This window comes from Niveispirillum sp. BGYR6, from assembly GCF_027568365.1.
Classification (GTDB): domain Bacteria; phylum Pseudomonadota; class Alphaproteobacteria; order Azospirillales; family Azospirillaceae; genus Niveispirillum.
This window is the reverse complement of sequence record NZ_JANLNL010000002.1, coordinates 304,219-326,782: the sequence shown is the minus strand read 5'-3', so window position 1 is coordinate 326,782 and position 22,564 is coordinate 304,219. Positions and strand designations below refer to the sequence as shown.

The 22,564-nt window shown below is 63.3% G+C and carries 22 protein-coding genes; 12 read left to right on the top strand and 10 right to left on the bottom strand.

The annotated features are described in order from the left end of the window. Positions 1-10: 10 nt before the first annotated feature. The 4 genes from PCJ49_RS05390 to pdxH form a co-directional block, all read right to left on the bottom strand. On the bottom strand, positions 11-1,018 hold the full coding sequence (locus PCJ49_RS05390; RefSeq protein ID WP_269910058.1) for an alpha/beta fold hydrolase: 1,008 nt from the start codon (positions 1,016-1,018) through the stop codon (positions 11-13). Positions 1,019-1,114: 96 nt separating this feature from the next. Beyond that, the gene (locus PCJ49_RS05385; protein ID WP_269910057.1) at positions 1,115-2,551 is read right to left on the bottom strand and encodes a hybrid sensor histidine kinase/response regulator; all 1,437 of its coding nucleotides are present in this window, start codon (positions 2,549-2,551) and stop codon (positions 1,115-1,117) included. Positions 2,552-2,676: 125 nt separating this feature from the next. Then, positions 2,677-3,594 (bottom strand): cation diffusion facilitator family transporter, encoded by a 918-nt coding sequence (locus tag PCJ49_RS05380; protein WP_269910056.1) that lies wholly within the window; start codon positions 3,592-3,594, stop codon positions 2,677-2,679. Between the two features lie 16 nt (positions 3,595-3,610). Then, a complete protein-coding gene (gene pdxH / locus PCJ49_RS05375; RefSeq protein ID WP_269910055.1) occupies positions 3,611-4,201 on the bottom strand; it encodes a pyridoxamine 5'-phosphate oxidase in 591 nt (196 codons plus the stop codon). A gap of 188 nt (positions 4,202-4,389) precedes the next feature. Between pdxH and PCJ49_RS05370 the strand changes: the two genes are divergently transcribed. The 9 genes from PCJ49_RS05370 (at position 4,390) to PCJ49_RS05330 (ending at position 13,202) form a co-directional block, all read left to right on the top strand. Beyond that, positions 4,390-4,863, top strand: a complete 474-nt coding sequence (locus tag PCJ49_RS05370) for an RT0821/Lpp0805 family surface protein (RefSeq protein ID WP_089287894.1) — start codon at positions 4,390-4,392, stop codon at positions 4,861-4,863. A 147-nt stretch (positions 4,864-5,010) separates the two neighbouring features. Next, positions 5,011-5,943, top strand: a complete 933-nt coding sequence (locus tag PCJ49_RS05365; RefSeq protein ID WP_089288108.1) for a J domain-containing protein — start codon at positions 5,011-5,013, stop codon at positions 5,941-5,943. 390 nt (positions 5,944-6,333) lie between these two features. Next, a complete protein-coding gene (locus PCJ49_RS05360; RefSeq protein ID WP_269910054.1) occupies positions 6,334-7,374 on the top strand; it encodes a substrate-binding domain-containing protein in 1,041 nt (346 codons plus the stop codon). A 108-nt stretch (positions 7,375-7,482) separates the two neighbouring features. Next, positions 7,483-8,946 carry a phosphate ABC transporter permease subunit PstC gene (gene pstC / locus PCJ49_RS05355; RefSeq protein ID WP_269910053.1) on the top strand — a complete coding sequence of 488 codons (1,464 nt, stop codon included), beginning with the start codon at positions 7,483-7,485 and terminating at the stop codon, positions 8,944-8,946. Next, on the top strand, positions 8,939-10,264 hold the full coding sequence (gene pstA / locus PCJ49_RS05350) for a phosphate ABC transporter permease PstA (protein ID WP_269910052.1): 1,326 nt from the start codon (positions 8,939-8,941) through the stop codon (positions 10,262-10,264). The genes pstC and pstA overlap by 8 nt, the downstream gene beginning before the upstream one ends. Before the next feature lie 4 nt (positions 10,265-10,268). Beyond that, positions 10,269-11,072 (top strand): phosphate ABC transporter ATP-binding protein PstB, encoded by an 804-nt coding sequence (pstB, locus tag PCJ49_RS05345; protein ID WP_089287890.1) that lies wholly within the window; start codon positions 10,269-10,271, stop codon positions 11,070-11,072. Positions 11,073-11,218: 146 nt separating this feature from the next. Beyond that, positions 11,219-11,956, top strand: coding sequence for a phosphate signaling complex protein PhoU (gene phoU / locus PCJ49_RS05340; protein WP_269910051.1), 738 nt, complete (start codon positions 11,219-11,221; stop codon positions 11,954-11,956). Positions 11,957-12,000: 44 nt separating this feature from the next. Then, the gene (phoB, locus tag PCJ49_RS05335) at positions 12,001-12,708 is read left to right on the top strand and encodes a phosphate regulon transcriptional regulator PhoB (protein ID WP_089287888.1); all 708 of its coding nucleotides are present in this window, start codon (positions 12,001-12,003) and stop codon (positions 12,706-12,708) included. 92 nt (positions 12,709-12,800) lie between these two features. Beyond that, a complete protein-coding gene (locus PCJ49_RS05330; RefSeq protein ID WP_269910050.1) occupies positions 12,801-13,202 on the top strand; it encodes a DUF2177 family protein in 402 nt (133 codons plus the stop codon). Positions 13,203-13,216: 14 nt separating this feature from the next. On the opposite strand, the gene PCJ49_RS05325 is transcribed toward PCJ49_RS05330, so the two are convergent. Then, a complete protein-coding gene (locus PCJ49_RS05325) occupies positions 13,217-14,650 on the bottom strand; it encodes an ATP-binding protein (RefSeq protein ID WP_269910049.1) in 1,434 nt (477 codons plus the stop codon). A gap of 153 nt (positions 14,651-14,803) precedes the next feature. Continuing rightward, on the bottom strand, positions 14,804-17,077 hold the full coding sequence (locus tag PCJ49_RS05320; RefSeq protein ID WP_269910048.1) for an NADP-dependent malic enzyme: 2,274 nt from the start codon (positions 17,075-17,077) through the stop codon (positions 14,804-14,806). Between the two features lie 189 nt (positions 17,078-17,266). On the opposite strand from PCJ49_RS05320, the gene PCJ49_RS05315 reads away from it, so the two are divergent. The 3 genes from PCJ49_RS05315 to PCJ49_RS05305 all read left to right on the top strand — a co-directional run bounded on the left by PCJ49_RS05315 (position 17,267) and on the right by PCJ49_RS05305 (position 18,804). After that, on the top strand, positions 17,267-17,458 hold the full coding sequence (locus PCJ49_RS05315; protein WP_269910047.1) for a hypothetical protein: 192 nt from the start codon (positions 17,267-17,269) through the stop codon (positions 17,456-17,458). A gap of 5 nt (positions 17,459-17,463) precedes the next feature. Further along, on the top strand, positions 17,464-17,727 hold the full coding sequence (locus tag PCJ49_RS05310) for a type II toxin-antitoxin system RelE/ParE family toxin (RefSeq protein WP_269910046.1): 264 nt from the start codon (positions 17,464-17,466) through the stop codon (positions 17,725-17,727). 111 nt (positions 17,728-17,838) lie between these two features. Further along, positions 17,839-18,804 carry a nitronate monooxygenase family protein gene (locus PCJ49_RS05305; protein ID WP_269910045.1) on the top strand — a complete coding sequence of 322 codons (966 nt, stop codon included), beginning with the start codon at positions 17,839-17,841 and terminating at the stop codon, positions 18,802-18,804. A 47-nt stretch (positions 18,805-18,851) separates the two neighbouring features. Here the strand turns inward: PCJ49_RS05305 and hemB are convergent, their stop codons facing one another. The 4 genes from hemB to PCJ49_RS05285 form a co-directional block, all read right to left on the bottom strand. Then, on the bottom strand, positions 18,852-19,856 hold the full coding sequence (hemB, locus tag PCJ49_RS05300; protein ID WP_089287883.1) for a porphobilinogen synthase: 1,005 nt from the start codon (positions 19,854-19,856) through the stop codon (positions 18,852-18,854). A 61-nt stretch (positions 19,857-19,917) separates the two neighbouring features. Continuing rightward, positions 19,918-20,859: a diacylglycerol kinase family protein gene (locus PCJ49_RS05295; protein ID WP_269910044.1), complete on the bottom strand. Its 942-nt coding sequence runs from the start codon at positions 20,857-20,859 to the stop codon at positions 19,918-19,920. A gap of 65 nt (positions 20,860-20,924) precedes the next feature. After that, a complete protein-coding gene (locus PCJ49_RS05290) occupies positions 20,925-21,593 on the bottom strand; it encodes an exopolysaccharide biosynthesis protein (protein WP_269910043.1) in 669 nt (222 codons plus the stop codon). Between the two features lie 122 nt (positions 21,594-21,715). Beyond that, the gene (locus PCJ49_RS05285; protein ID WP_089287880.1) at positions 21,716-22,483 is read right to left on the bottom strand and encodes an Hpt domain-containing protein; all 768 of its coding nucleotides are present in this window, start codon (positions 22,481-22,483) and stop codon (positions 21,716-21,718) included. Positions 22,484-22,564 lie beyond the last annotated feature (81 nt).

Genomic DNA, 22,564 nt, shown 5'->3' with positions numbered 1-22,564 from the left:
CGGGGGCGCTTCATTTCTGTGCCAGCCGTTGCGAGACCCAGCCGGTGATCAGTGTCAGTGTCGCTGGCTCGACCGGGCCGGTGAACCCGCCATTCTGATTTTCCTTCAGATTATGGCTCAGTCCGGGGCGGATGGCGACGCTGCTGCCATCCTGTCGGCTGGCCAATGCTTTTTGGAAGGGGCCAGCATCCTTTTCCGCCGAAATCTGGATATCATCGCCCCCGTTGACTACCAGCACCGGCGCTTTGACCTTGGCGAGTGCGCGGAGCGGGTCCAAGGAGAGAGCCCCCTGCATGAAGGGGCCGATATAGGCCGGGTACAGTCCCCGCAGGCCGGGGGGTACCTGGGCTGGCACCTGACCAGACTTGACGATTTCACGGCGGATGGCCCCGTCTGCTTCCAGAATAGCCTTGCGCGGTGGCTCCGGCACATTGGCCCGCGCCATTTGCGCCCGTAATTGATCGGCAATCACGTCCCCCAGCGGGCGTGAGGCGGTCCCCAACAGCACGATGGCGGCGGGTGATATCCGTCCCTCGTCAATGGCGGCAAGCACCAGCGCCCCACCCTCGCTATGGCCCATGACGCCGCGCTGTGCGCCATTGATACCGGCTTCCCGGCCCAAAGCATCATAGGCGGCGGCAAGGTCACCGACAAAAGCACCCCAGCGGAAAAACTGCGCCATGGCTGCCGGGTCATGCGGCATCTGGGCAGCATTGGCCTGCATACCCCGTTTGTCCAGCCGCAGGCTGGCGATGCCTTTCCCTGCCAGGGCTTCAGCCAGTTGTTTCAACAGATCGATGGGTTTGTCCGGAAGCATGGCGCTGTTGCCATTGCGATCCGTGGGACCACTGCCCTGGACCAGCAGAATGGCGGGCCAGCCCTGTGCCGGAGCGCTGCCATCCGGCAAAAGCAAGGTGCCTGCCAAGGTGGCCCCATCGGTACCCGTTACGGTCACCGGTCTTTCGGCAGCCTGGATTTGCGGTGCCGACAGGAAGCAGACCAGCAGGAATGCTGCCAAACAATATCTTTTCACGATAAGCCCTCAGAACTTATTCGTGAAACAATACGGGCATCCATGCGTCGTGGCAATTTTTCCCGGTGCTGTGGAGGCAGCTTAAACCGGCCTGCTGGTACCCAGCGCCTGCTCCACCGCGCGGCGCAGTCTGGCTGGCATGGCGGGCTTGCCCATCAGCGCCATGCCGGCGGCCTCTGCCTTGCGGCGGGCTTCTGCCGTGCCGTCGCCGGTCAGCAGCAGGGCGGGGACCGCGTGGCCATAGCGCGCGCGCAGGGCCTGGACCAGATCGGGGCCGCCCTGCCCGCCCGGCAGATGCAGGTCGGTGATGATCAGGTCTGGCTGGCGCCCGGCCAGTTCCCCCTGCAATTCCGTCTGGCTACCGCCGACGGCGGTGCGATAGCCCCATTCCTGCAACAGCATCTCAAGCGCTGCCAATTGCAGCCGGTCATCCTCCAGCACAGCGACCAGGGGGGCTTCCGGCAGCGACTCCGCGGCCGGTGCGGGACTGGGGGGTGCCATCCCGTGGCGGTTGGCCAGCAGGCTGAAACGGCAACCCTTGCCGGGCGCGCTTTCCAGGGTCACCCGGTGGCCCAGCGCCTGCGCGCCGCGCTGCACGATGGCAAGCCCCAACCCCAGGCCGCGCCGGCTCTGTCCGGCTTCCTCCAGCTGCACGAAAGGTTGGAAAATGCGTTCCTGATCGTCAGGGGCGATGCCGGGGCCGCTGTCCCAGACCTCCAGCGCCGCCAGATGGCCCCGTCGCCGCGCAGCCAGCAACACCTTGCCGCCGCGCCCGGCATGGCGCAGGGCGTTGCCCAGCAACTGGCGCAGCAGCCGGTCCAGCATCATGCCATCGCTCTGCACGATCAATCCGCTGGGCACATGGCGCAGGCGTACATCCAGGCTGGCCGCCTGTTCCTGATGTTCCTCCACCAACCGCGCTAGCAGCGGCCCCAGCGGTACCGGGCCGGGGGACAGTTTGGCCGTACCCGCCTGCAGCACGGAAAGGTCTAGCAAACTGCTCACCTGATGGGCCGCCGACTCCACCGCATCGCCCAGCCGCTGGATCAGTTCCCCCTGGCGCGGATCGGCGGCCCTGGTCTCCAGCAGGTGCAAAAACAGGCGCATGGCCTGGAAGGGCTGGCGCAGGTCATGGTTTGCCTTGGCGAACAGGGCGGCCCCGGCTGCTTGCTCTGCCCCGCCTTCCTGCAAAAGATGGCCAATGCCGGCCAGTCCGCTGATCGCGCCATCCGCGGTCTGCGTGGCGGCCAGGGAAAGGCTGACCGGCTGGGGCTGCCCTTTGATTAAAAGACGGACGGTCAGTTGCCGCGGCTGGCCGTCTGCCAGAACCGCCCGCTTTGCCGACAGAAGTTCCGCCGGGCTCTGGTCGTCGTCCGCTTGCCCCGCCCAGCCGGCGAACAGGCCCCGCGCCTGGAGATAGTGAAGCTGGGCATCCTGGATGAAATCGCCGCTCCCACCTTCCCGCAACGCCGTCTCGTAAGCGTCCAGCATGGCCGGGGGAAAGTCATTGTTTGACATGCGGGTGGGCTCCGGCGGTGCTGGGTGTCGCGTGCTTCTGTGGATCGACTATGCCGCCGGCCATCCCCGGCGTGAAGCCCCTGATCGACAGTCAACGCCGCAGCGGACGGACGGTTCCGTCCGACTCAGCCGCGAATGCGATGATCCAGCCGCTCATCCTCCAGCCCGGCCGGTTCCTGATGGATGGCGAATTCGGCCGTAGGGAAGGCGGCCTTCAATTCGCGCTCGATCTCATCGGTAATATCGTGCGCCTGGGCCAGGGTCAGATCGGGGTCCAGTTCCAGATGGAACTCAATATGCTGACCGAGACCGGTGGAGCGGGTGCGCAGATCATGCAGGCCGCGGGCCTGATGATGGGCCAGCACCAGTTCCTTCACCTTCCGGCGGTCCTCGTCTGGCAATTCCCGGTCCATCAGCACATCCAGGGCGGTGGTGACGATGCGGCTCGCCCCCCAGACCAGGAAGCCGGCAATGCCCAGGGCAAACAGCGGGTCCCAATAGGGCCAGCCGGTCCAAGCCGTCAGACCCAACGCAACGATGACGGCGGCGTTCATGAACAGATCGCCGCTGTAATGCAGGCTGTCGGCATTGATGGCCATGGAGCCGGTGCGCCGGATGACGAAGCGCTGAAAGCCCAGCAGCAGCGCCGTCATGGCAATGGCGAACAGCATCACCCCGATGCCCAGCCAGGTTTCCCCCACCGGGCGCGGATCGACGAGCCTTCCCACCCCCTCATAGCCCAGAAACACGCCAGACCCGGCGACGAAGGCGGCTTGGGCCAGGGCGGCCAGCGGCTCCGCCTTGCCATGGCCGAAACGATGGGCATGGTCGGGCGGGCGCAGGGCGCGCGCCACCCCCAGCAGGGTGACGACGGAGGCCAGCAGATCGACCGAACTGTCGATCAAGGATGACAGGATGGAGACGGCATCCGTCGCCATATAGGTGGTGAGTTTGGCCAGGATCAGCGTCATTGCCACGGCGACGCTGGCATAGGTGGCGCGGCGGCGCCACCTGTCCAGTGCGGCGGTATCGGTCTCGACCATCTCACCCCTGCCGGGTTTACGGATAGAAGCGTTGCTTCGCCCATTCCCCGTTGGTGCGGGTGAAGACGATGCGATCATGCAGGCGGAATTCGCGATCCTGCCAGAACTCAATATAGTCCGGCACGACGCGGTAACCCGACCAATGCGGCGGACGCGGGACGGGCTGGCCCTCATAGCGGGCTTCCACCTCGCGGATCGCCGCTTCCAGGGTCTCCCGCTTGTCCAGCGGGCGGGATTGCTGGCTGGCCCAGGCGCCAATCTGACTGCCACGCGGGCGGGAAGCGAAATATTCATCCGCTTCCTGCGGGGTCACAAGCTCCACCAGCCCTTCGATCCGCACCTGCCGGCGCAGCGACTTCCAATGGAAGGTCAAGGCGGCGACCGCATTCGCGGCCAGCTGGTCACCCTTTCGGCTCTGCATATTGGTGAAAAAGGCGAAACCGCGCTGGTCGAACCCCTTCAGCAACAAAATGCGCAGCGACGGGCGGCCATTTTCGCCCACCGTTGCAACCGACATGGCATTGGCGTCGTTTACCTCGGTGGCTTCCGCCTCGGCAAACCAGGTCTGGAATTGGACAAAGGGATCGGTGGCGTCTGCAAGGGACATCGTGGTGATCTTTGTCATAGTTGCGCCTGAATTTCGGTGGAGGATAAGCCCTGTTGAACGAATGTCCATGCCTCCCCCCGCATGGCTGTGTTCGCCACTTTCCGCGTGGAGCCGCCTGTCGGCCGGCCCCCGCCGCGTGTAAGCAGGCGGACCCTTCCCCAGGGGGGGCATATAAGATGAGGTCAAAAATGCTGAAGAAGGTCGTGATCGCCACCGCCATGGTGGCCATGCTGGCGGGGTGTCAGAACAGCAATGCTGGTCAGAAGCAGACTGGCGGCGCCGTGCTGGGCGGTCTGATCGGCGGTCTGGCTGGCAGCCAGATCGGTGGCGGCTCGGGCAAGCTGTGGGCGACCGGTGCCGGTGCCGTGCTGGGTGCCTTGCTGGGGTCGGAAATTGGTGCGTCGCTGGACAAGGCGGATCGTGCGGCGCTGGAGCGCAACACCTATCAGTCCTTCAATGCGCCGCTGAACCAGCCCATCGTCTGGGATAATCCCAACAATTCCAACCGCGTCATCGTGACCCCGACGGCGGAAGGCCGCCAGCAGGGCACCGGCGCCTATTGCCGCGAATATCAGCAGACGATCATCGTCGGCGGTCGCAGTGAGCAGGCTTTCGGCCGCGCCTGCCAGCAGCCGGACGGCAGCTGGAAGATCGTCAGCTGATTGCCAGACGGGAGGGGCCGGCCGGTTTCCCGCCGGCCCTGTCACCGCATATACGCATGGACCGGTGTACTGCGCGTGGTTTACTTGACCAAAGCGGAGCGCGCGGTAGGATGCATGGTTTGAAACGTCCTATTGCTTGTGGTGACCATGCGCGATCCTTACACAGTCCTTGGTGTGACTCGGACGGCTTCCGCCGATGACATCAAGCAGGCTTTCCGGCGCTTGGCCAAGCAATACCATCCGGATGTCAATCCCGGTCGGCCGGACATCGAACTGAAGTTCAAAGAGGTCAATGGCGCCTATAGCCTGCTGTCCGATCCAGATAAGCGGGCGCGCTTCGACCGGGGTGAGATTGATGCCAGCGGGGCCGAACGGCCGGACCGCAGCTTCCGCCGCGCCTATGCCGGTGCCGGGGCAGGGCGCGACTCCGGCAGCCGGGCCGGGGCCGATCCGTTTGGCGATGATGATCCGTTTGCCGATTTCTTCAGCGGGGCCCGCAAGCGTTATTCCACCGGGGGCGGCTCCGGCGTGAAAGCCAAGGGGGCCGATGTCAGCTATTCGGTTACCGTTCCCTTCACCGAAGCGTGTCTGGGCACCAAGCGGCGCCTGACCCTGTCCACCGGCAAGACCATTGATATCAATGTGCCGGCGGGAACCAAGGATCAGACGAAATTGCGCCTGAAAGGGCAGGGTTTGCCAGGGCTCGGCGGTGCCGGGGCCGGGGATGCGATTGTTGAAATCCATGTCGATGGCCATCCGTTCTTCACCCGCAAGGATGATGATATCCATCTGGACGTGCCGGTGACGCTGCAGGAGGCCGTGCTCGGCGCTGCCATTAAAGTGCCGACTCTGGATGGCCAGGTTGCCGTGAAGGTGCCACAGGGGGCCAACAGTGGCACGGTGCTGCGCCTGAAAGGTAAGGGCATTGCCAATGCCGAGCGCAAGGTGACCGGCGATTTCTATGTGAAGCTGGTGGTGATGCTGCCGGAAAAACCGGATGCGGAGCTGGCGGGCTTCATCGAGAAATGGGCCAAGACCCACGATTATGATGTGCGGCGCAAACTGAACCAGCCGGTTTGATCGGCTGCCTGACACTGTCATAATCCAGTCATCTGATACGCGTTGGGCGGGGGGCAATGCAATTGTCGCATGGCCCCCGCGGACTTTTCCCGGCAGAGGCATGTCCGACTTCCTGACGTTCAGGCCACCTTCAATCCTGAAGGTGGCTTTTCTTTTTAAAATCAAAATATTATCAATATCTCTTTGCCCCGATCCCCTTTCCGGAATGGCCCGGTTGATCGGCAGGCGGGGCGGCCCTGCGGTCACCGGTGGGGCGCGTCATTAAACCGTAACATTGTTGTAGTATTTGCTTCGCGCAGCGCCGCTATGGTCCCGGCACCCAGCAGGGACATTGACCTGGATGGATGTCTCCATTCCAGGGTGCTGCCCAATAAACCGGAGGCCATTGCTGTGACCACCAAGAAGCTCATTCTCGCCGCCGTTCTCGGCGCTGTTTCCGCTGTCGGCCTGGCCGGCGCGGCCGCTGCCCGTGATCAGATCCGCATCGTCGGTTCCTCCACCGTGTTCCCGTTCACCTCGACCGTTGTTGAGCGTTTCGGCCAGACCACGAAGTTCGGCGCCCCGATCCTGGAATCCACCGGCACCGGCGGCGGTATGAAGCTGTTCTGCTCCGGCGTTGGCGCGGATTTCCCGGATGCCACCGGCGCTTCCCGCCCGATGAAGGCTTCCGAGTTCGACACCTGCCAGAAGAATGGCGTTGAGCAGATCACCGAGCTGGTTATCGGCTATGACGGTATCGGCTTCGTCCACTCCAAGAAGGGCGCGGACATCAAGCTGACCAAGGCCCAGCTGTTCCAGGCTGTTGCCAAGGAAGTGGAAGTTAACGGCCAGATCGTGTCGAACCCCTACAAGAAGTGGTCCGATATCGACAAGTCCCTGCCGGCTGACGACATCGAAATCCTGGGCCCGCCGCCGACCTCCGGTACCCGCGACGCCTGGGTTGAGCTGGTGATGGAACTGGGCTGCAAGGAATTCCCGGCCATCAAGGCGCTGGACGCCACCCGTCACGCCGCCGTCTGCAAGACCGTCCGTGAGGATGGTGCTTATGTCGAAGCTGGCGAGAACGACAACGTGATCGTGCAGCGTCTGGAAGCCAACCCGAAGGCCTATGGCATTTTCGGTTACAGCTATCTGGAGCAGAATCAGGACAAGCTGAAGGGCGTGGCCGTCAATGGCATCCTGCCGACCTATCAGACCATCTCCTCTCAGGAATACCCGATCTCCCGTCCGCTGTTCGTTTACTTCAAGAACCAGCACATGGGCGTGATCCCGGGCCTGAAGGAATTCATCGCCGAATACGCCTCTGAGCGCGCCATGGGCTCCGAAGGCTATCTGGTCGATAAGGGCCTGATCCCGCTGCCGGACGCCAAGCGCAAGGCTTCCGAGCAGGCCACGCTGAAGCTGACCCCGATGGCCAAGCCGGCCTCGTAAGGCAAGGCTGTCATCCGGTATTGGGTTCCCGCGGCAGCTTCCGGTTGCCGCGGGTTTCCCTTACCTAGGTGACGATGATCTCCCTTCGACTGCGGACGGGTACCTTTCATGTCAGCCACGTTCACCGTCGGCCTGCTGCTGCTGCTTTCCCTTATCGGTTACGTGATGGGGCGCAGCCGGGCCGTCACCGTCGCCGGCGGCAGCATCGCCACCCTTCATTCCGTTCCCAATTACTACGGCAGCTATGTGGCGTTGTGGGCTGGTTTGCCGGCCCTGGTGCTCGTGCTGATCTGGATGGCCCTGCGCGGGCCGGTCATGGACTGGCTGGTGCTGGATGGGCTTAGCGCGCAGCAGATCGAAAGCTGGGCGCGGGTCATGCTGCCGCCGAACGATCTGCAGAATCTGCTGTCCAACATTGCCGATGAGACGGCGGCCCTGACGGAAACCCACCGCCAGCTGCTGCTGATCAACATCAAGAATCTCGCGGCAGGTCAGGCGCTCTATGTGAACCCCGCCGTGGTGGACGCGATCCAGCCGGCTGCCGATCACCTGCGCAATCTGCGCGGTCTGTCGGATTGGACATTATTCGGTGGTGTTGCCGCCCTTTCGGGTGGCGCGCTGGCCTTTTGCTGGTCGCGGATCAATCCGGATTTTCGTGCCCGCAATAATGTGGAACGGGTTGTCACCTGGCTGCTGATCCTGTCGTCCACCATTGCCATTTTCACCACCATCGGCATCGTGCTGTCGCTGCTGTTCGAGAGCATTCGGTTCTTCACCAAGGTGCCGGTGACCGAATTCCTGTTCGGCCTGCATTGGAGCCCGCAGACGGCCATCCGCGCCGATCAGGTTGGCTCTTCCGGTTCCTTCGGTGCCATTCCGCTTTTCACCGGTACGATGCTGGTTGCCGTTATCGCCATGGTGGTGGCGGCCCCGGTCGGTCTGATGTCGGCCATTTACCTGTCCGAATATGCGCCCAAGCGGGTGCGGTCGCTGGTGAAGCCGGTGCTGGAGATCCTGGCCGGCGTGCCCACCGTCGTTTATGGCTTCTTCGCCATTCTGACGGTGGCGCCTTTCATCCGTGATATCGGCACGGCGATGGGTCTGAATGTGTCATCGCAGAGCGCGCTGGCGGCGGGTGTGGTGATGGGCGTGATGATCGTGCCCTTCGTCTCCTCCCTGGCCGATGACGTGATCAATGCGGTGCCGCAGGCGCTGCGCGACGGTTCGCTGGGTCTGGGTGCCACCAAGTCGGAAACCATCAAGCAGGTGGTCTTGCCGGCGGCGCTGCCCGGTATCGTCGGCGCCCTGTTGCTGGCGGCCAGCCGCGCCATCGGCGAAACCATGATCGTGGTAATGGCCGCCGGTCTGCAGGCGAACCTGACGCTGAACCCGCTGGACAGCGTGACCACGGTGACGGTGCAGATCAAGTCCATCCTGGTCGGCGACCAGGAGTTTGACAGCGCCAAGACCCTGTCGGTGTTCGCCCTGGGGCTGGTGCTGTTCGCCGTGACCTTGGTTCTGAATGTCGTCGCCCTTCGGATCGTCCAGAAATACCGGGAAAAATATGACTGAGATCGCAGAGCCGATGCAGGCAGCCGCTCCCGTGTCCGCCTCCTTCCACACTGGCGACGCCGCCATGAAGCGCCTCCGCTCGCGTTATGCAGCGGAGCGGCGCTTCAAGATCTACGGTATCCTGGCGATCTCCTTCGCCTGTATCATGCTGGTCATCCTGCTGTTTACCCTGCTGAAGGGCGGCGTCAGCGCCTTCTGGCAGACGGAGATGCGGCTGGAAGTCACGCTGGATGCCGCCATCATTGACCCCCAGGGCACGGGCAAGCCGGCCGATTGGGATCGTGGTGCCCTCCAGACGCTGGCGACCAACGCCATCTACAAGGAATTCCCCGAGGTTGAGGGGCGTCTGGAAAAGCGCGACCTGCGCGGCTTGGTCAGCCCGGTGGCCGGTGTCTTCATCAGCAAGATCCTGGACAAGGATCCGTCCCTGGTGGGGCAGACGGTGCAGCTCTGGCTTCCCACGTCCGACGGGGTGAACCAGATCCTCAAGGGCGGTATCGATCGGACCCTGCCGGAAGCGCAGCGGACCATCAATGATCGCCAGTTGGCGTGGGTCGACAAGATGCAAGCCAATGGCCATCTGAAGACCGCCTTCAACAGTACCTTCTTCACCTCGTCGGACAGTAACTATCCCGAACTGGCGGGCCTGTTCGGCGCGGCGGTCGGCACCCTGCTGACCATGATGATAACCCTGCTGGTCTCCCTGCCCGTGGGCGTTGCAGCAGCGGTTTATCTGGAAGAGTTCGCGCCGAAGAACAAGCTGACCGACCTGATTGAGGTGAATATCAACAATCTGGCGGCCGTGCCTTCCATCGTGTTCGGTCTGTTGGGTCTGGCGGTGTTCCTCAATTTCTTCGGGATGCCGCGTTCGGCCCCGCTGGTCGGTGGTCTGGTGCTGGGTCTGCTGGTGCTGCCCACCATCATTATCGCCAGCCGTGCGGCACTGAAGGCGGTTCCGCCCTCGATCCGTGAGGCGGCACTGGGCATGGGGGCGTCACGTTTGCAGGCGATCACCCATCATGTGCTGCCGCTCGCCATGCCCGGCATCATGACCGGTACCATCATCGGTATGGCCCATGCCGTGGGTGAAACGGCACCGCTGCTGATGATTGGCATGAATGCCTTCGTCACCCAGGCGCCGACCTCGGTGCTGGACAGCTCCTCGGTGTTGCCGGTGCAGATTTTCATCTGGGCGGACAAGCCGGAGCGCGGCTTCGTTGAACTGACCTCGGCCGCGATCCTGGTGTTGCTGGCCTTCCTGATCACGATGAACGGTGCGGCCATCTGGCTGCGCAAGAAGTTCGAACGGCGGTGGTAAGAAAATGGATACGACGACCCTGACCAAGAATACGGAAGCCGTCTCCACCCAGCCGGTGAAGGTCTCCGCCCGCGACGTGAAGGTGTTTTACGGCGCCAAGCGCGCCCTGCACGGCGTCAATGTCGATGTCTATAAGAACGAGGTTCTGGCCCTGATCGGCCCCTCGGGCTGCGGCAAGTCTACCTTCCTGCGCACGCTGAACCGGATGAACGACACGATCGACATCTGCCGCGTGGAAGGCAAGATCCTGCTGGATGGCCAGGATATCTATGACCCCAAGCTGGATGTGGTGCAGCTGCGCGCCCGTGTCGGCATGGTGTTCCAGAAGCCGAACCCCTTCCCGAAATCGATCTATGACAACATCATCTACGGTCCCAAGCTGCATGGCTTGGCTACCCGCAAGGATGAGTTTGATGAGATCGTCGAACGTTCGCTGAAGCGCGCGGGCCTGTGGAACGAGGTGAAGGACCGCCTGCAGGAGCCGGGAACGGGCCTGTCCGGTGGTCAGCAGCAGCGCCTGTGCATCGCCCGCGCCGTGGCCGTCAGCCCGGAAGTCATCCTGATGGACGAGCCCTGCTCGGCCCTGGACCCGATTGCCACCGCGCATATCGAGGAACTGATCGACGAGCTGCGCGAAAGCTTCACGATTGCCATCGTGACGCACAACATGCAGCAGGCCGCCCGCGTTTCCCAGCGTACCGCCTTCTTCCATCTGGGCGATCTGGTGGAAGTGGGCAATACGGAAGAAATCTTCACCAACCCGCGTGATGAACGCACCCAGGGTTACATTACCGGCCGTTACGGCTGACCCTGGCTGATATCGGCCCCGGTGATGCCGGGGCCGATGCACCCGATTTTCCGGGTCGGCGCCGCCGACCCCTGGTCCTGCCCGCCAGCCCGCCATTGCGGCCTGAAAAAGGGGCAGATGCCTGCACACCAGCAGAGGGGCCGATCATGGTCACCGAACATACCGTCAAATCCTTCGAGCAGGAGCTTCAGCGCCTCTCCAACCAGATCGCCCAGATGGGCGGCGTGGTTGAAGCGCAGGTGGAGGCGGCCGTGCAGGCTGTCGGCCGCCGCGATGTCGAAGGGGCCACCAAAGTCATGCAGGGCGACGCCCGCCTGGATGAATTCGAACGCCAGATTGAGCATGATGCCATCCGGATGCTGGCGCTGCGCGCGCCCGTGGGTGTGGACCTGCGTGAAGTGCTGGTGGCGCTGAAAATCTCTGCCGATCTGGAACGCACGGGCGATTACGCCGCCAATATCGCCAAGCGCTCCATCGCGCTGGCCCAGTTGCCGGTGATGCGGCCGGCCACCGCCATCCCGCGCATGGGTCGGCTGGTGCAGGAAATGCTGAAGGAAGTGCTGGACGCCTATATCGACCGCGATGTCGAAAAGGCGATCGCCGCCTGGCACCGGGATGCTGAGCTGGACGATCTCTATACTAGCCTGTTCCGCGAAGTTCTGACCTATATGATGGAAGACCCGCGCAACATCACGCCCTGTACCCACCTGCTGTTCATTGCCAAGAACCTGGAACGTGCCGGTGATCACGCGACCAACATCGCGGAAAACATCCATTATCTGGTGAAGGGCCAGCCGCTGAACGCCGAACGGCCGAAGGGCGACCGCTCCAGCTTCACCGTGCTGGATGCCGACGGTATCGTCAGTTCCGCTGAACAGCCCTAATTGCTTTTGCTTGTGCGTCCCTTCGACGTTTGACTGGAATCGCTATGAACTCCGCCTTGAAGCCGTTGATTTTGGTTGTGGAGGACGAGGTCGATCTCGTCACCCTGCTGAGCTACAACCTGGAGCGCGAGGGTTTCCGCGTCATAACCGCCAATGACGGGGAGGAAGCCCTGTTGCTGGCCGATGAGAGGACGCCGCATCTGGTGCTGTTGGACTGGATGCTGCCGTTGATGAGCGGGCTGGAGGTTTGCCGCCAGCTCCGCCGCAACCCCAAGACCCGCGACATCCCCGTCATCATGCTGACGGCGCGGGGGGAGGAGGCCGACAAGGTGCGCGGCCTGAACAGCGGTGCGGATGATTACCTGTCCAAGCCCTTCAGCCCGACCGAGCTGGTCGCCCGTATCCGCGCCGTGCTGCGCCGGGCGGCCCCGGCCCTGGCGGAAGAGATGCTGCGCTTCTCCGACATTTCCATGGATCTGGCCGCCCACCGGGTGCGGCGCAGCGGTCGTGATATCCATCTGGGGCCGAAGGAATTCGCCCTGCTGCGCCATTTCATGCAGCATCCCGGCCGCGTCTTCTCCCGCGAGCAGTTGTTGGATATCGTCTGGGGCCATGATGTCTATGTTGAGCTGCGGACGGTGGATGTGCATATCCGCCGGCTGCGCAAGGCGCTGAACGAGACGGACGATCAGGATGTGATCCGCACCGTGCGTTCCGCCGGCTATGCGCTGGATACCAAGACGACGATGTGATTCCAGGCGCTGCCTGGATTAAAAAATAGGAACCCCATCGGATCGCCCTATGTTGCCATTGGCACAAGGGCTCTTTCCGATGGGGTTTTTTCATGAAACCTGTTCTGGCTGCCTATGGCGGTGGTTTGCTGCTGTTCCTGGCGTTGGATTATCTCTGGCTGGGCCATCTGGCCCGCGATTTTTATGCCCGCCAGTTAGGTGATCTGTTGCGCGACCCGCCACAATTGGGCATCGCCGCCTTGTTCTATCTGGCCTATGTCGCTGGCATCGTCTTTTTCGCCGTGCTGCCGGCGCTTCGCGCGGGTGGCGTTTGGCAGGCAGCTCTTTATGGGGCGCTGCTGGGTCTGCTGGCCTATGGCACCTATGACATCACCAACCTTGCCACCATCCGGGGATGGCCCTGGACTGTGTCCCTGGTGGATATGGCCTGGGGGACCGCTGTTTCCGCCACGACAGCGGCGGCAGGTTATCTCGCGGCGCGCTGGCTGGGGTAGGGGAGGGAAGGGGTTTATCCCGCCTTCTTCACATCATCTTCAGTCGCAACCTTCACCGCCGGCAGCAGCACGGTGAAGGTGCTGCCCTTGCCAACCTCGCTGTCGATGATCAGCCGACCGCGATGGCGGTTGACGATATGTTTGACGATGGCCAATCCCAGCCCGGTGCCGCCCAGGGCGCGGGAGCGGGCAGGATCGACGCGGTAGAAGCGCTCCGTCAGGCGCGGCAGATGCGTGCGGGCGATGCCTTCGCCCCGGTCGGTCACCGCCACACAAATGGCCGGCCCCCGGGTGATGCGGCCGGCCAGGGCGGCATTGCTGCCCATGCCGGAACTGGCGCTGTTGGGGTCATTGATCGACAGGCTGACGGTCACCTCCGTCTGCTCCTTGCCATATTTGATGGCATTGTCGATCAGGTTCTGGAACACCTGCGACAGTTGATCCTCGTCGCCGATCACCGGGGGCAGGGCCGGTGGCCCTTCGATCCGCAGCTTCACCTTGCGGGCGGCTGCGCGTAATTCCAGCGTGGCGGTCAGATTGCGCACAATCTTGGCCACGTCCACCTCAGCGGTCGGCGGCGTATGCTCATCCATCTCAATCCGGGAGAGGGACAGCAAATCGTTCACCAGCCGCGACATGCGGTTGGACTGGTCGAACATGATGCCCAGGAACCGTTCATGCGCATCCCGATCATCCTTGGCGGGTCCCCGCAGGGTTTCGATGAAGCCGATCAAGGCGGCCAGTGGGGTGCGCAACTCGTGGCTGGCATTGGCCACGAAGTCGGCCCGCATCTGTTCTGACCGTTTCAGCAGCGTAATGTCATGCAGGGTCAGCAGCACCTGCCGGGGGCCGGCGCTGCCCAGCGGCTGGAACGGCTTCACCCGCGCCTGCAGGGTGCGTTCCACCGGCACCGGCAGCAGGATTTCCACCGTGCGGGAGGCACCGCCACCCAACACCGCATCCACGGCCTCTAAAAGGGTGGGGTTGCGGACGCTGCCGGCCAGATCACGCCCCACCATGCGTTCGCCGAACAGGGCGCGGGCGGCTTGATTGGCGCGCAGCACATCACGTTCGCCAGACAGCAGGATCAGCGGGTCATGCAGGGTTTCCAGCACCGCTTCGGCCGCCGCCGCGCGGCCGGCATCGGCGCCATCCCGGTCCAACCATTGCTGGTGCGAACGGGCCAGCGCCCCGGCAATGGCAATGGCGGAGATGGAATCGAATGCAGGGGTGGCAACGGGCTTTTTTGCCTCCCCCAACGCATCGGCATAATGAACCAGACGGTTGGTATCCCGGTAAATCAGCCGCAGGACGACCAGGGCAGCGGCTGTGACAAACAATATGATGCCAGCGCCAGCCAGTGGCGGCAGACCGCCCGCAAAGATCAAAGCGATGGCCGCGATGACAGTCGGAGCGGCCAGCAACAGGCCGATGATTGTGAACCGCACAGGACGGACCAGTTGCCAACCCTTCACCACATTAAACCGCCCGTTCAGACCCGTTGTTTCTTGTTCACCCGCTGACGGGTGGGACCGGAGGAAATAGCATCCCCGGCCCCGGCCCGTCTTCGGGATCACAGAAACTTAATATGGGGCCGACACTCACCTCACCAGCGCGTCATGTGCCGCCATCACGGCGGCAGTGGTCAGATCGCTGGCATTGGCGCCCATCTGCACCACCTGCACCGGCTTGTCCATGCCGATCAGCAGCGGGCCGATCAGCGTGCCGCCGCCAAACTTGTGCAGCAGCTTGGCGCCGATATTGGCGGCGTGCAGGGCCGGCATGATCAGTACATTGGCCGGACCGGACAGGCGGCAGAACGGGTAAAGCCGCTTCATCAGGTCATAATCCAGTGCCACGTCGGCCGACATTTCACCATCATATTCGAAATCGACACTGCGCCCATCCATCAGGGCCACGGCTTCCCGCACATGGGCAGCACGCGCCCGCATCGGTTGGCCGAAATTGCTGAAGGACAGGAAGGCGACGCGCGGTTCATGCCCCATCTGCCGGGCCATGCGGGCCGACTGGATGGCGATATCGGCCAACTGTTCCGGCGTGGGCCGTTCATGCACCGTGGTGTCGGAGATGAACACGGTGCGCTGACGGGTGGCCAGCACCGACAGGCCAAAGACAATGTGATCGGGCTCCGGATCGATCACCCGCTCAATATCTTCAAAACTGACGGAGAAGCTGCGGGTCAGGCCGGTGACCATGGCATCCGCCTCGCCCGTGGCCACCATGCAGGCGGCAAAGACATTGCGGTTCTGGTTGACCATGCGTTGCACGTCGCGGTGCAGATGGCCCCGGCGTTGCAGACGGCGATAGAGGAATTCCGTGTAACGCTCATTGGTCGGCTGACCGAAGGTCGAGTTCTGGATTTCCAGCGGCTCGATTCCCGCCATCCCCAGGCTCACCAGCTTTTCCTGGATCACATGTTCGCGCCCCACCAATATCGGTGTGCCATAGCGCCCCGACCGGAAGGCGATGGCGGCGCGGATGGTGCGCTCCTCTTCCCCTTCGGCGAAAACGACGCGCTTGGGGTTGTTGCGCACCCGTTCGGAAATGATCTGCAAACTGTCGGCCGTGGGGTCTAGGCGCAGGCGCAGGGTGCGGCGATATTCATCCATATCGACGATGGGCTTGCGCGCCACACCCGTATCCATGGCCGCCTGGGCCACGGCGGCGGGCACGGTGACGATCAGGCGCGGGTCGAATGGCACCGGGATGATATATTCCGGACCATAGCGCAGGCGGCGGCCGGCATAGGCGGCATCCACCTCATCCGGCACATCCTCGCGCGCCAGGGCTGCCAGCGCCTTGGCGGCGGCGACCTTCATCGCATCATTGATGGTGCTGGCCCGCACATCCAAGGCACCGCGGAAGATGTAGGGGAAGCCCAGGACATTATTGACCTGGTTGGGATAATCCGAACGGCCGGTAGCGACGATGGCATCATCGCGCACGGAGGCCACCTCTTCCGGGGTGATTTCCGGATCGGGGTTGGCCAGCGCGAAGATGATCGGGTTGGGGGCCATGGATTTCACCATGGCGGGCGTCACCGCCCCCTTGGCCGACAGGCCGACGAACACGTCGGCACCTTGCAGCGCATCGGCCAGGGTGCGGGCATCCGTCACCACGGCATGGGCCGATTTCCACTGGTTCATGCCCTCGGTGCGGCCCTTCCAGACCACGCCCTTGGTGTCGCACAGGGTGATGTTGCCGGGCGGCAGGCCCATGGCCTTGAACAGCTCGGCACAAGCGATGGCGGCGGCACCGGCACCGTTGATCACCAGCCTTGTATCCTCAATCCGGCGACCGGTCATTTCCACGGCGTTGAACAGGCCGGCGGCGGCGATGATGGCGGTACCGTGCTGGTCATCATGGAAGACGGGAATATCCATCAACTCGCGCAGGCGCTGCTCGATGATGAAGCAATCCGGCGCCTTGATATCTTCCAGATTGATGCCGCCAAAGCTGGGGCCGAGATAGCGCACCGCGTTGATGAACTGGTCTACGTCGCGGGTATCGACCTCCAGGTCGATGCCATCCACATCGGCGAAGCGCTTGAACAGCACCGCCTTGCCTTCCATCACCGGCTTGGAGGCCAGTGCCCCCAGGTCACCCAGGCCCAGCACGGCGGTGCCGTTGGAGATGACGGCCACCAGATTCCCCTTGGCCGTGTAATCATAAGCGAGGCTGGGATCTTCATGGATTCGCAGGCAGGGCGTGGCCACACCGGGGGAATAAGCCAGCGACAGATCGCGCTGCGTTGCCATCGGCTTGGTCGGCGTCACCTCCAGCTTGCCGGGCCTGCCACTGCTATGCAGCAACAGGGCCTCTTCCTCGGTGATGCGCTTCTCGATACCGGCCATTACGTCACTCTCCTCATTATACTCGCATCCCATTGGGCGGAATGGATTGCGGGCATGGTAGCGACCGAAAGCTGCGCGCACCAGGGGTGAAGATGCGAGAAAATTGCGCAGGTGCTGGCCGTCAGGTGGTTAACGGCACTCCGGTGGGGGCCTGTTGTGTGAAGCGAAAAAAACTGCGATCATCACCGGATGGCTGAACCGAAATCGATCTTCGACTGGGTGGATGAGGAGCGCTTTGCAAGCGCCATCGCCGAAGCGCGCGCCGATTTTGACGCCGGACGCACCGTACCGCATGAGGTGGTGGCGGCGTGGCTGCTGGAACTGGCCGCCGCCATTGAAACCGGTGCGGAACGCCCGCCACCGCCACTTTCGGGCAAATAGCTTCCATGGTGGAATGGGCTGAGACGGCGCTTGCCGATATCGCGGGCCATGCCGGCTATATTGCCCAATATAATCCCTTTGCCGCTGCCCGTGTCGTCCGTTCGCTTTATGCCGCTGGCAACAGCCTTGCCACGTTCCCCCGCCGGGGGCGGGCGCGGCCCGATGGGTTGCGGGAACTGACCGTCGTTCCGCCCTATGTGCTGGTCTATGAATTGACCGGCGATGCCGTTCGCATCCTGCGTATCTGGCACGGCGCGCAGGAGCGGTGAGCGGCGGCGCGCACCACTGCTCTTGACAAGCCCCGCCCCCTTGCTGGCACGATGCGAACGAGCGTGCTAAAATGCTGCCCAACCGATAAGCCGATAAGGGAGAGCCTGCCAATGTCCGTGCCCAGCCTGTTCAAGGGGAAGCTGTCGCTGCCCGTCATCGCCTCGCCGATGTTCATCGTCAGCTATCCGGAGCTGGTGCTGGCGGAGTGCAAGGCCGGCATTGTCGGCACCTTCCCCAGCCTGAATGCCCGCCAGCCGGGCCAGTTGGATGAATGGCTGGGCCGCATCACGGCGGACTTGGCCGATCACGCGGCGGCCAACCCCGGTCAGCCGGTGGCGCCGTTCGGGGTCAACCTGATCGTCCACAAGTCCAACACCCGGCTGCGGGAAGATGTGGACCTGATGGTCAAGCATAAGGTGCCGCTGATCATCACCTCCGTCGGGGCGCCGACCGGGATTGTGGAAGCGGTGCATTCCTATGGCGGGCTGGTCTTCCACGATGTCACCAATATCCGACACGCCAAAAAGGCGCTGGAGGTGGGTGTTGATGGCCTGATTCTGGTGGCCGCCGGGGCCGGCGGCCATGCCGGCACCCTGTCGCCCTTCGCCCTGTTGACGGAGGTGCGAGAGTTCTTTGATGGGCCGGTGGTGCTGGCCGGTGCCATCTCGTCGGGCGCATCGGTGCGCGCGGCAGAGGTGATGGGGGCGGATTTCGCCTATATCGGCACCCGCTTCATCGCCACAGCGGAGGCCAATGCCTCCGACGGGTACAAGCAGATGCTGATCGACGGTTCCGCAGCAGACATCGTCTACACGCCGATGTTCAGCGGCATTCCCGGCAATTATCTGGGGCCCAGCATCGCCGCCAATGGCCTGGACCCGAAGGCGATCAGCGGCGGGCAGGCCGACCCCAACCTGTCGATTGAGGATTGGTCGAAAAAGAAGGCCTGGAAGGATATCTGGTCCGCCGGCCAGGGCATCGGCACCATCCATGATGCGCCCAGCGTGGCGGAACTGGTGGCCCGGATGCAGGCGGAATATCGGACCGCCGCCGCCAAGGGCAGCGATTTCGTCTGAACAATTGACCGGCGGCGGGGGCGTTGGCCTCCGCCGCCGGTGATTGATTACCCCTGCTTTAACAGCCGGGCGGCATCGACCGCGCCATAGGTCAGCACCGCGTCACAGCCGGCGCGTTTGAAGCCCAGCAGGGTCTCCAGCAAGGCGGCGTCATAATTCAGCCAGCCATTCAGGCTGGCGGCCTTCAGCATCGCGTATTCACCGCTGACATGATAGGCGAAGGTCGGCACGCCGAACTCGCTCTTCACCCGGCGGATAATGTCCAGATAGGGCATACCGGGCTTCACCATCACCATGTCGGCCCCTTCGGCGATATCCATGCCGACTTCGCGCAAGGCCTCGTCGCTGTTGGCCGGGTCCATCTGATAGGTTTTTTTGTCGCCCTTCAGCAGCCCGCCGGTCTGCAGCGCCTCCCGGAACGGGCCATAGAAGGCGGAAGCATATTTGGCGGCATAGGCGCAGATGCGGGTCAGGCTGTGGCCGCGCGCTTCCAGCGCATCGCGGATGGCGCCGATGCGACCATCCATCATGTCCGACGGGGCGATGATGTCACAGCCGGCATCGGCCTGCACCAGCGACTGGCGGACCAGCACCTCCACCGTCTCGTCATTCAGCACATAGCCATCGCGGACGATGCCGTCATGGCCATGGCTGGTATAGGGGTCCAGCGCCACATCGCCCAGGATGCCGATGCCCGGCACCTGTTCCTTGATGGCGCGCATGGCGCGGCACATCAGGTTGTCGGGGTTGGCCGCTTCGCTGCCGTTGGGATCCTTGCGTTCCAGCGGCACCACCGGGAACAGGGCAACACAGGGCACACCCAGATCGCGCGCCTCTGCCACCGCCGGCAGCAGCAGGTCCAGCGACAGCCGATCCACGCCGGGCATGGAGGTGATGGGCTGGCGCTGATTCTCCCCCTCCACAACGAACACGGGCCAGATCAGATCGGCACTGGTCAGCGTATTTTCCGCCACCAGCCGGCGGGTCCAGCCATCAGCGCGGTTACGGCGCAGGCGGGTGCGGGGGAAATTCGTGTGGGGCAGGCTGGTCATGGGCGGCGGTCCGCTGCTGAAAGAAGGATGGCGGCGATGCTACGCCCCAGCCCTGCCGGCATCAACCCGCGCGCTGACTTGCCGCACCTTCCCGCACGTTCTCCGCCCCCACCGGATGCCAAACCCGCAACTGCCCCGGCTCGATGCGAAAACGCAGGGGCGTGCGGCGGCGCTCCAGCTCGCCATCAATGGCGACCCGCAGATGCCGGTGGCGGGAATGCACGGTGGCGGCGGTGACGTGATGCACCTCCAGTTCCGGGTCATTCTTCCATTTTGACAGCAGGGCCCGCAGGAACAGTTGCACCAGCCCCCAGCGGGTGCGGTGCTTGCCGATATAGAGGGAGAGGCGGCCATCATCCAGCCGCTCCCGGTGCGGCACCGGGCCATAGCCTTCCTCATAGGCATTGTTGGCGATGGCGACCATATGGGTATCCACCCGCCTTGTGGTGCCATCGGCCAGCGCCAGGGTGACGGTCAGGCGCGGGTTGCTGGCGATGGTCTTGACCAGGGCCCAACCCATCGCCGGCCATTTGCGCCAGCCGTGCTGGCGGCGCAGTTTCTCCCGCTCATGCACCATGCGGGCATAGAGCCCGATAACGGCATTGTTGAGGAAGGGCGAGTCGTTGATATAGGCGACATCAATCGGCCTCACCACACCCTGCGCCAGGGCCGCCATGGCGCCTTCCAGCTCCAGCGGGATGCACAGGTCGCGGGCCAGCAGGTTCATGGTGCCCAGCGGCAGCAGTCCGAAGGCGATGCCATGGCGCAGGGCGATTTCCGCCCCTGTCTTGATGGTGCCGTCGCCGCCGCCCACCACCAGCATATCCGCCCCTGACAGGGCCGCCTTTTCCATCGCGGCAGTTACCGCCGCACCCGGCACACAGACGCAATCCACCTGATGCCCGGCGGCGGTGAAGGCCTTTGTCACTTGGTCGATCACCTCGGTCGGTTCCTGCTGCAACAGGGAACCGGCCTGGCTGTTCACGACAATGGCAAGCCGCATGGATCATCCGTTTCGCGTTACCCCTGGGGGAGGATAACGCCCAGGGCTGATAAGGGGTTCCACTATCAGCCGAACAGCCAATGAACGGCAAACAGGATGCTTTTCAGGACGATGGCGACCGAACCGGCGGCGATGATTGTGGCGATGACAGACATGATGTAGCCGGCAATCATGGTGGCACCATCGCGTTCCATCTGGGCCAGCGCCATCAGCCCGATGGCGATGGATGGAAAGATGTTCCCCAGTGGAATCGGCAGGATCAGCACAACGGAAAGGAAAAAGATCACGAAGCCGGCGATTCGCTCCAGCCCGCCCTCTGTCAGATGGATCATCCGGGGGCGGGAGAATTTTTCAAGCCAGCGCAGATAGGGTTCCGCCTTTTCCAGCACGCTCAACAGATCGCTGCGCAGAAAGCTGCGGCGGCGCAGGAAATTGGGCATCCAGGGGTGCGGGCTGCCCAGAATCATCTGTACGGAAAACAGGAGAATCGGCAGGCCCGTGATGGCCGACAGGCCGGGCGGGGCTGGGAGAATCGTCGGCAGGGCGAACAGCAACAGAAGAATGCCGAAGGCGCGCTCACCCAACCCATCCACCAGTTCCCCGATGCTGACCCGCTCATGGGTGCCGTTCCGCACGGCATCGAACAGGATATCGGTGGTGCGGCGGGGCTTTTCCGCGTCGCCCGGCACAAGGGCGGGCAGGCTGACATGATCGGGGGGAATCTGTGTATCCACGTTCGGCCCTGTGTTCCCGGCCGCCATGCGACCGCTTCCCCCCGACATTAACGATCCCCGGTTACCGGTTTATGATTGGCCCTGTCGGCGCCGATCACCTGATAACGCCTATATGGGGATCATCATCCCAGATTGAAGCGGGTAATCGCGCTGGCAATATCATCCTGGAAGCTGGGGCCCAGATGTACGACGGCCGTGTTGGGCGGCACGCCACGCAACTGATCGGCCCCCATGCTGGTCATCAGGGCGACCGGCACATGCTCGGTTACCGACATGGCGCGCAGGCCGCGCAGCAGATCAATGCCGCCCAGCCCATCCATCACCGCCGAGGCGATCACCATATCCGGCGGCATCCGCACGGCGATGGAGATGGCTTCAATCGGGTCGGAGACGATGTTGACGCGGAAGCCGCAGGCTGCAAGCTCATTGGCTGCACGACGCGCCACCAGCTTGTTGGGCGTCACCAGCATGATTTCGACGTCCTGCACCTCAACATCGGTGATGTCGAATTCAAAGCGAGTCGGCAGCTTGCGGATGATCTGGTTGGTGGTGGCCAGATCGGGCTGTTCCGGCAGTTCCGCCATTTCCGCGATGCGGTCGGCGAAAATCTGGATATGGTCGATCTGCTTTTCGTCCAGATCCTTCAGATCGGCAATATAGGTTTCGAGACGCTGGGCGATCAGGCTGACAATCGGATAGCCGAAGGTGGAGCCGGCGCCCTTCAGGGAATGGGTTTCACGCCGCAATTCCCGCAAGGTTTCATTGGCAGTCACCAGCCCCTGTTTCAGGACTTCCAGGCAGCCATAGATCGTCTGCAGCCGGTCATGGATGTAATCCTGGAACTCTGACTCCAACTGGGCAACCAGTTCATCCAAATCGGCTTCGGCCATCGCTGCACACCTCTTCGCGTATTCACTTCCCTGTACTCCGGACAGGGTAACCCTTCAAGGCCCCTCATATGCACGGAAGGT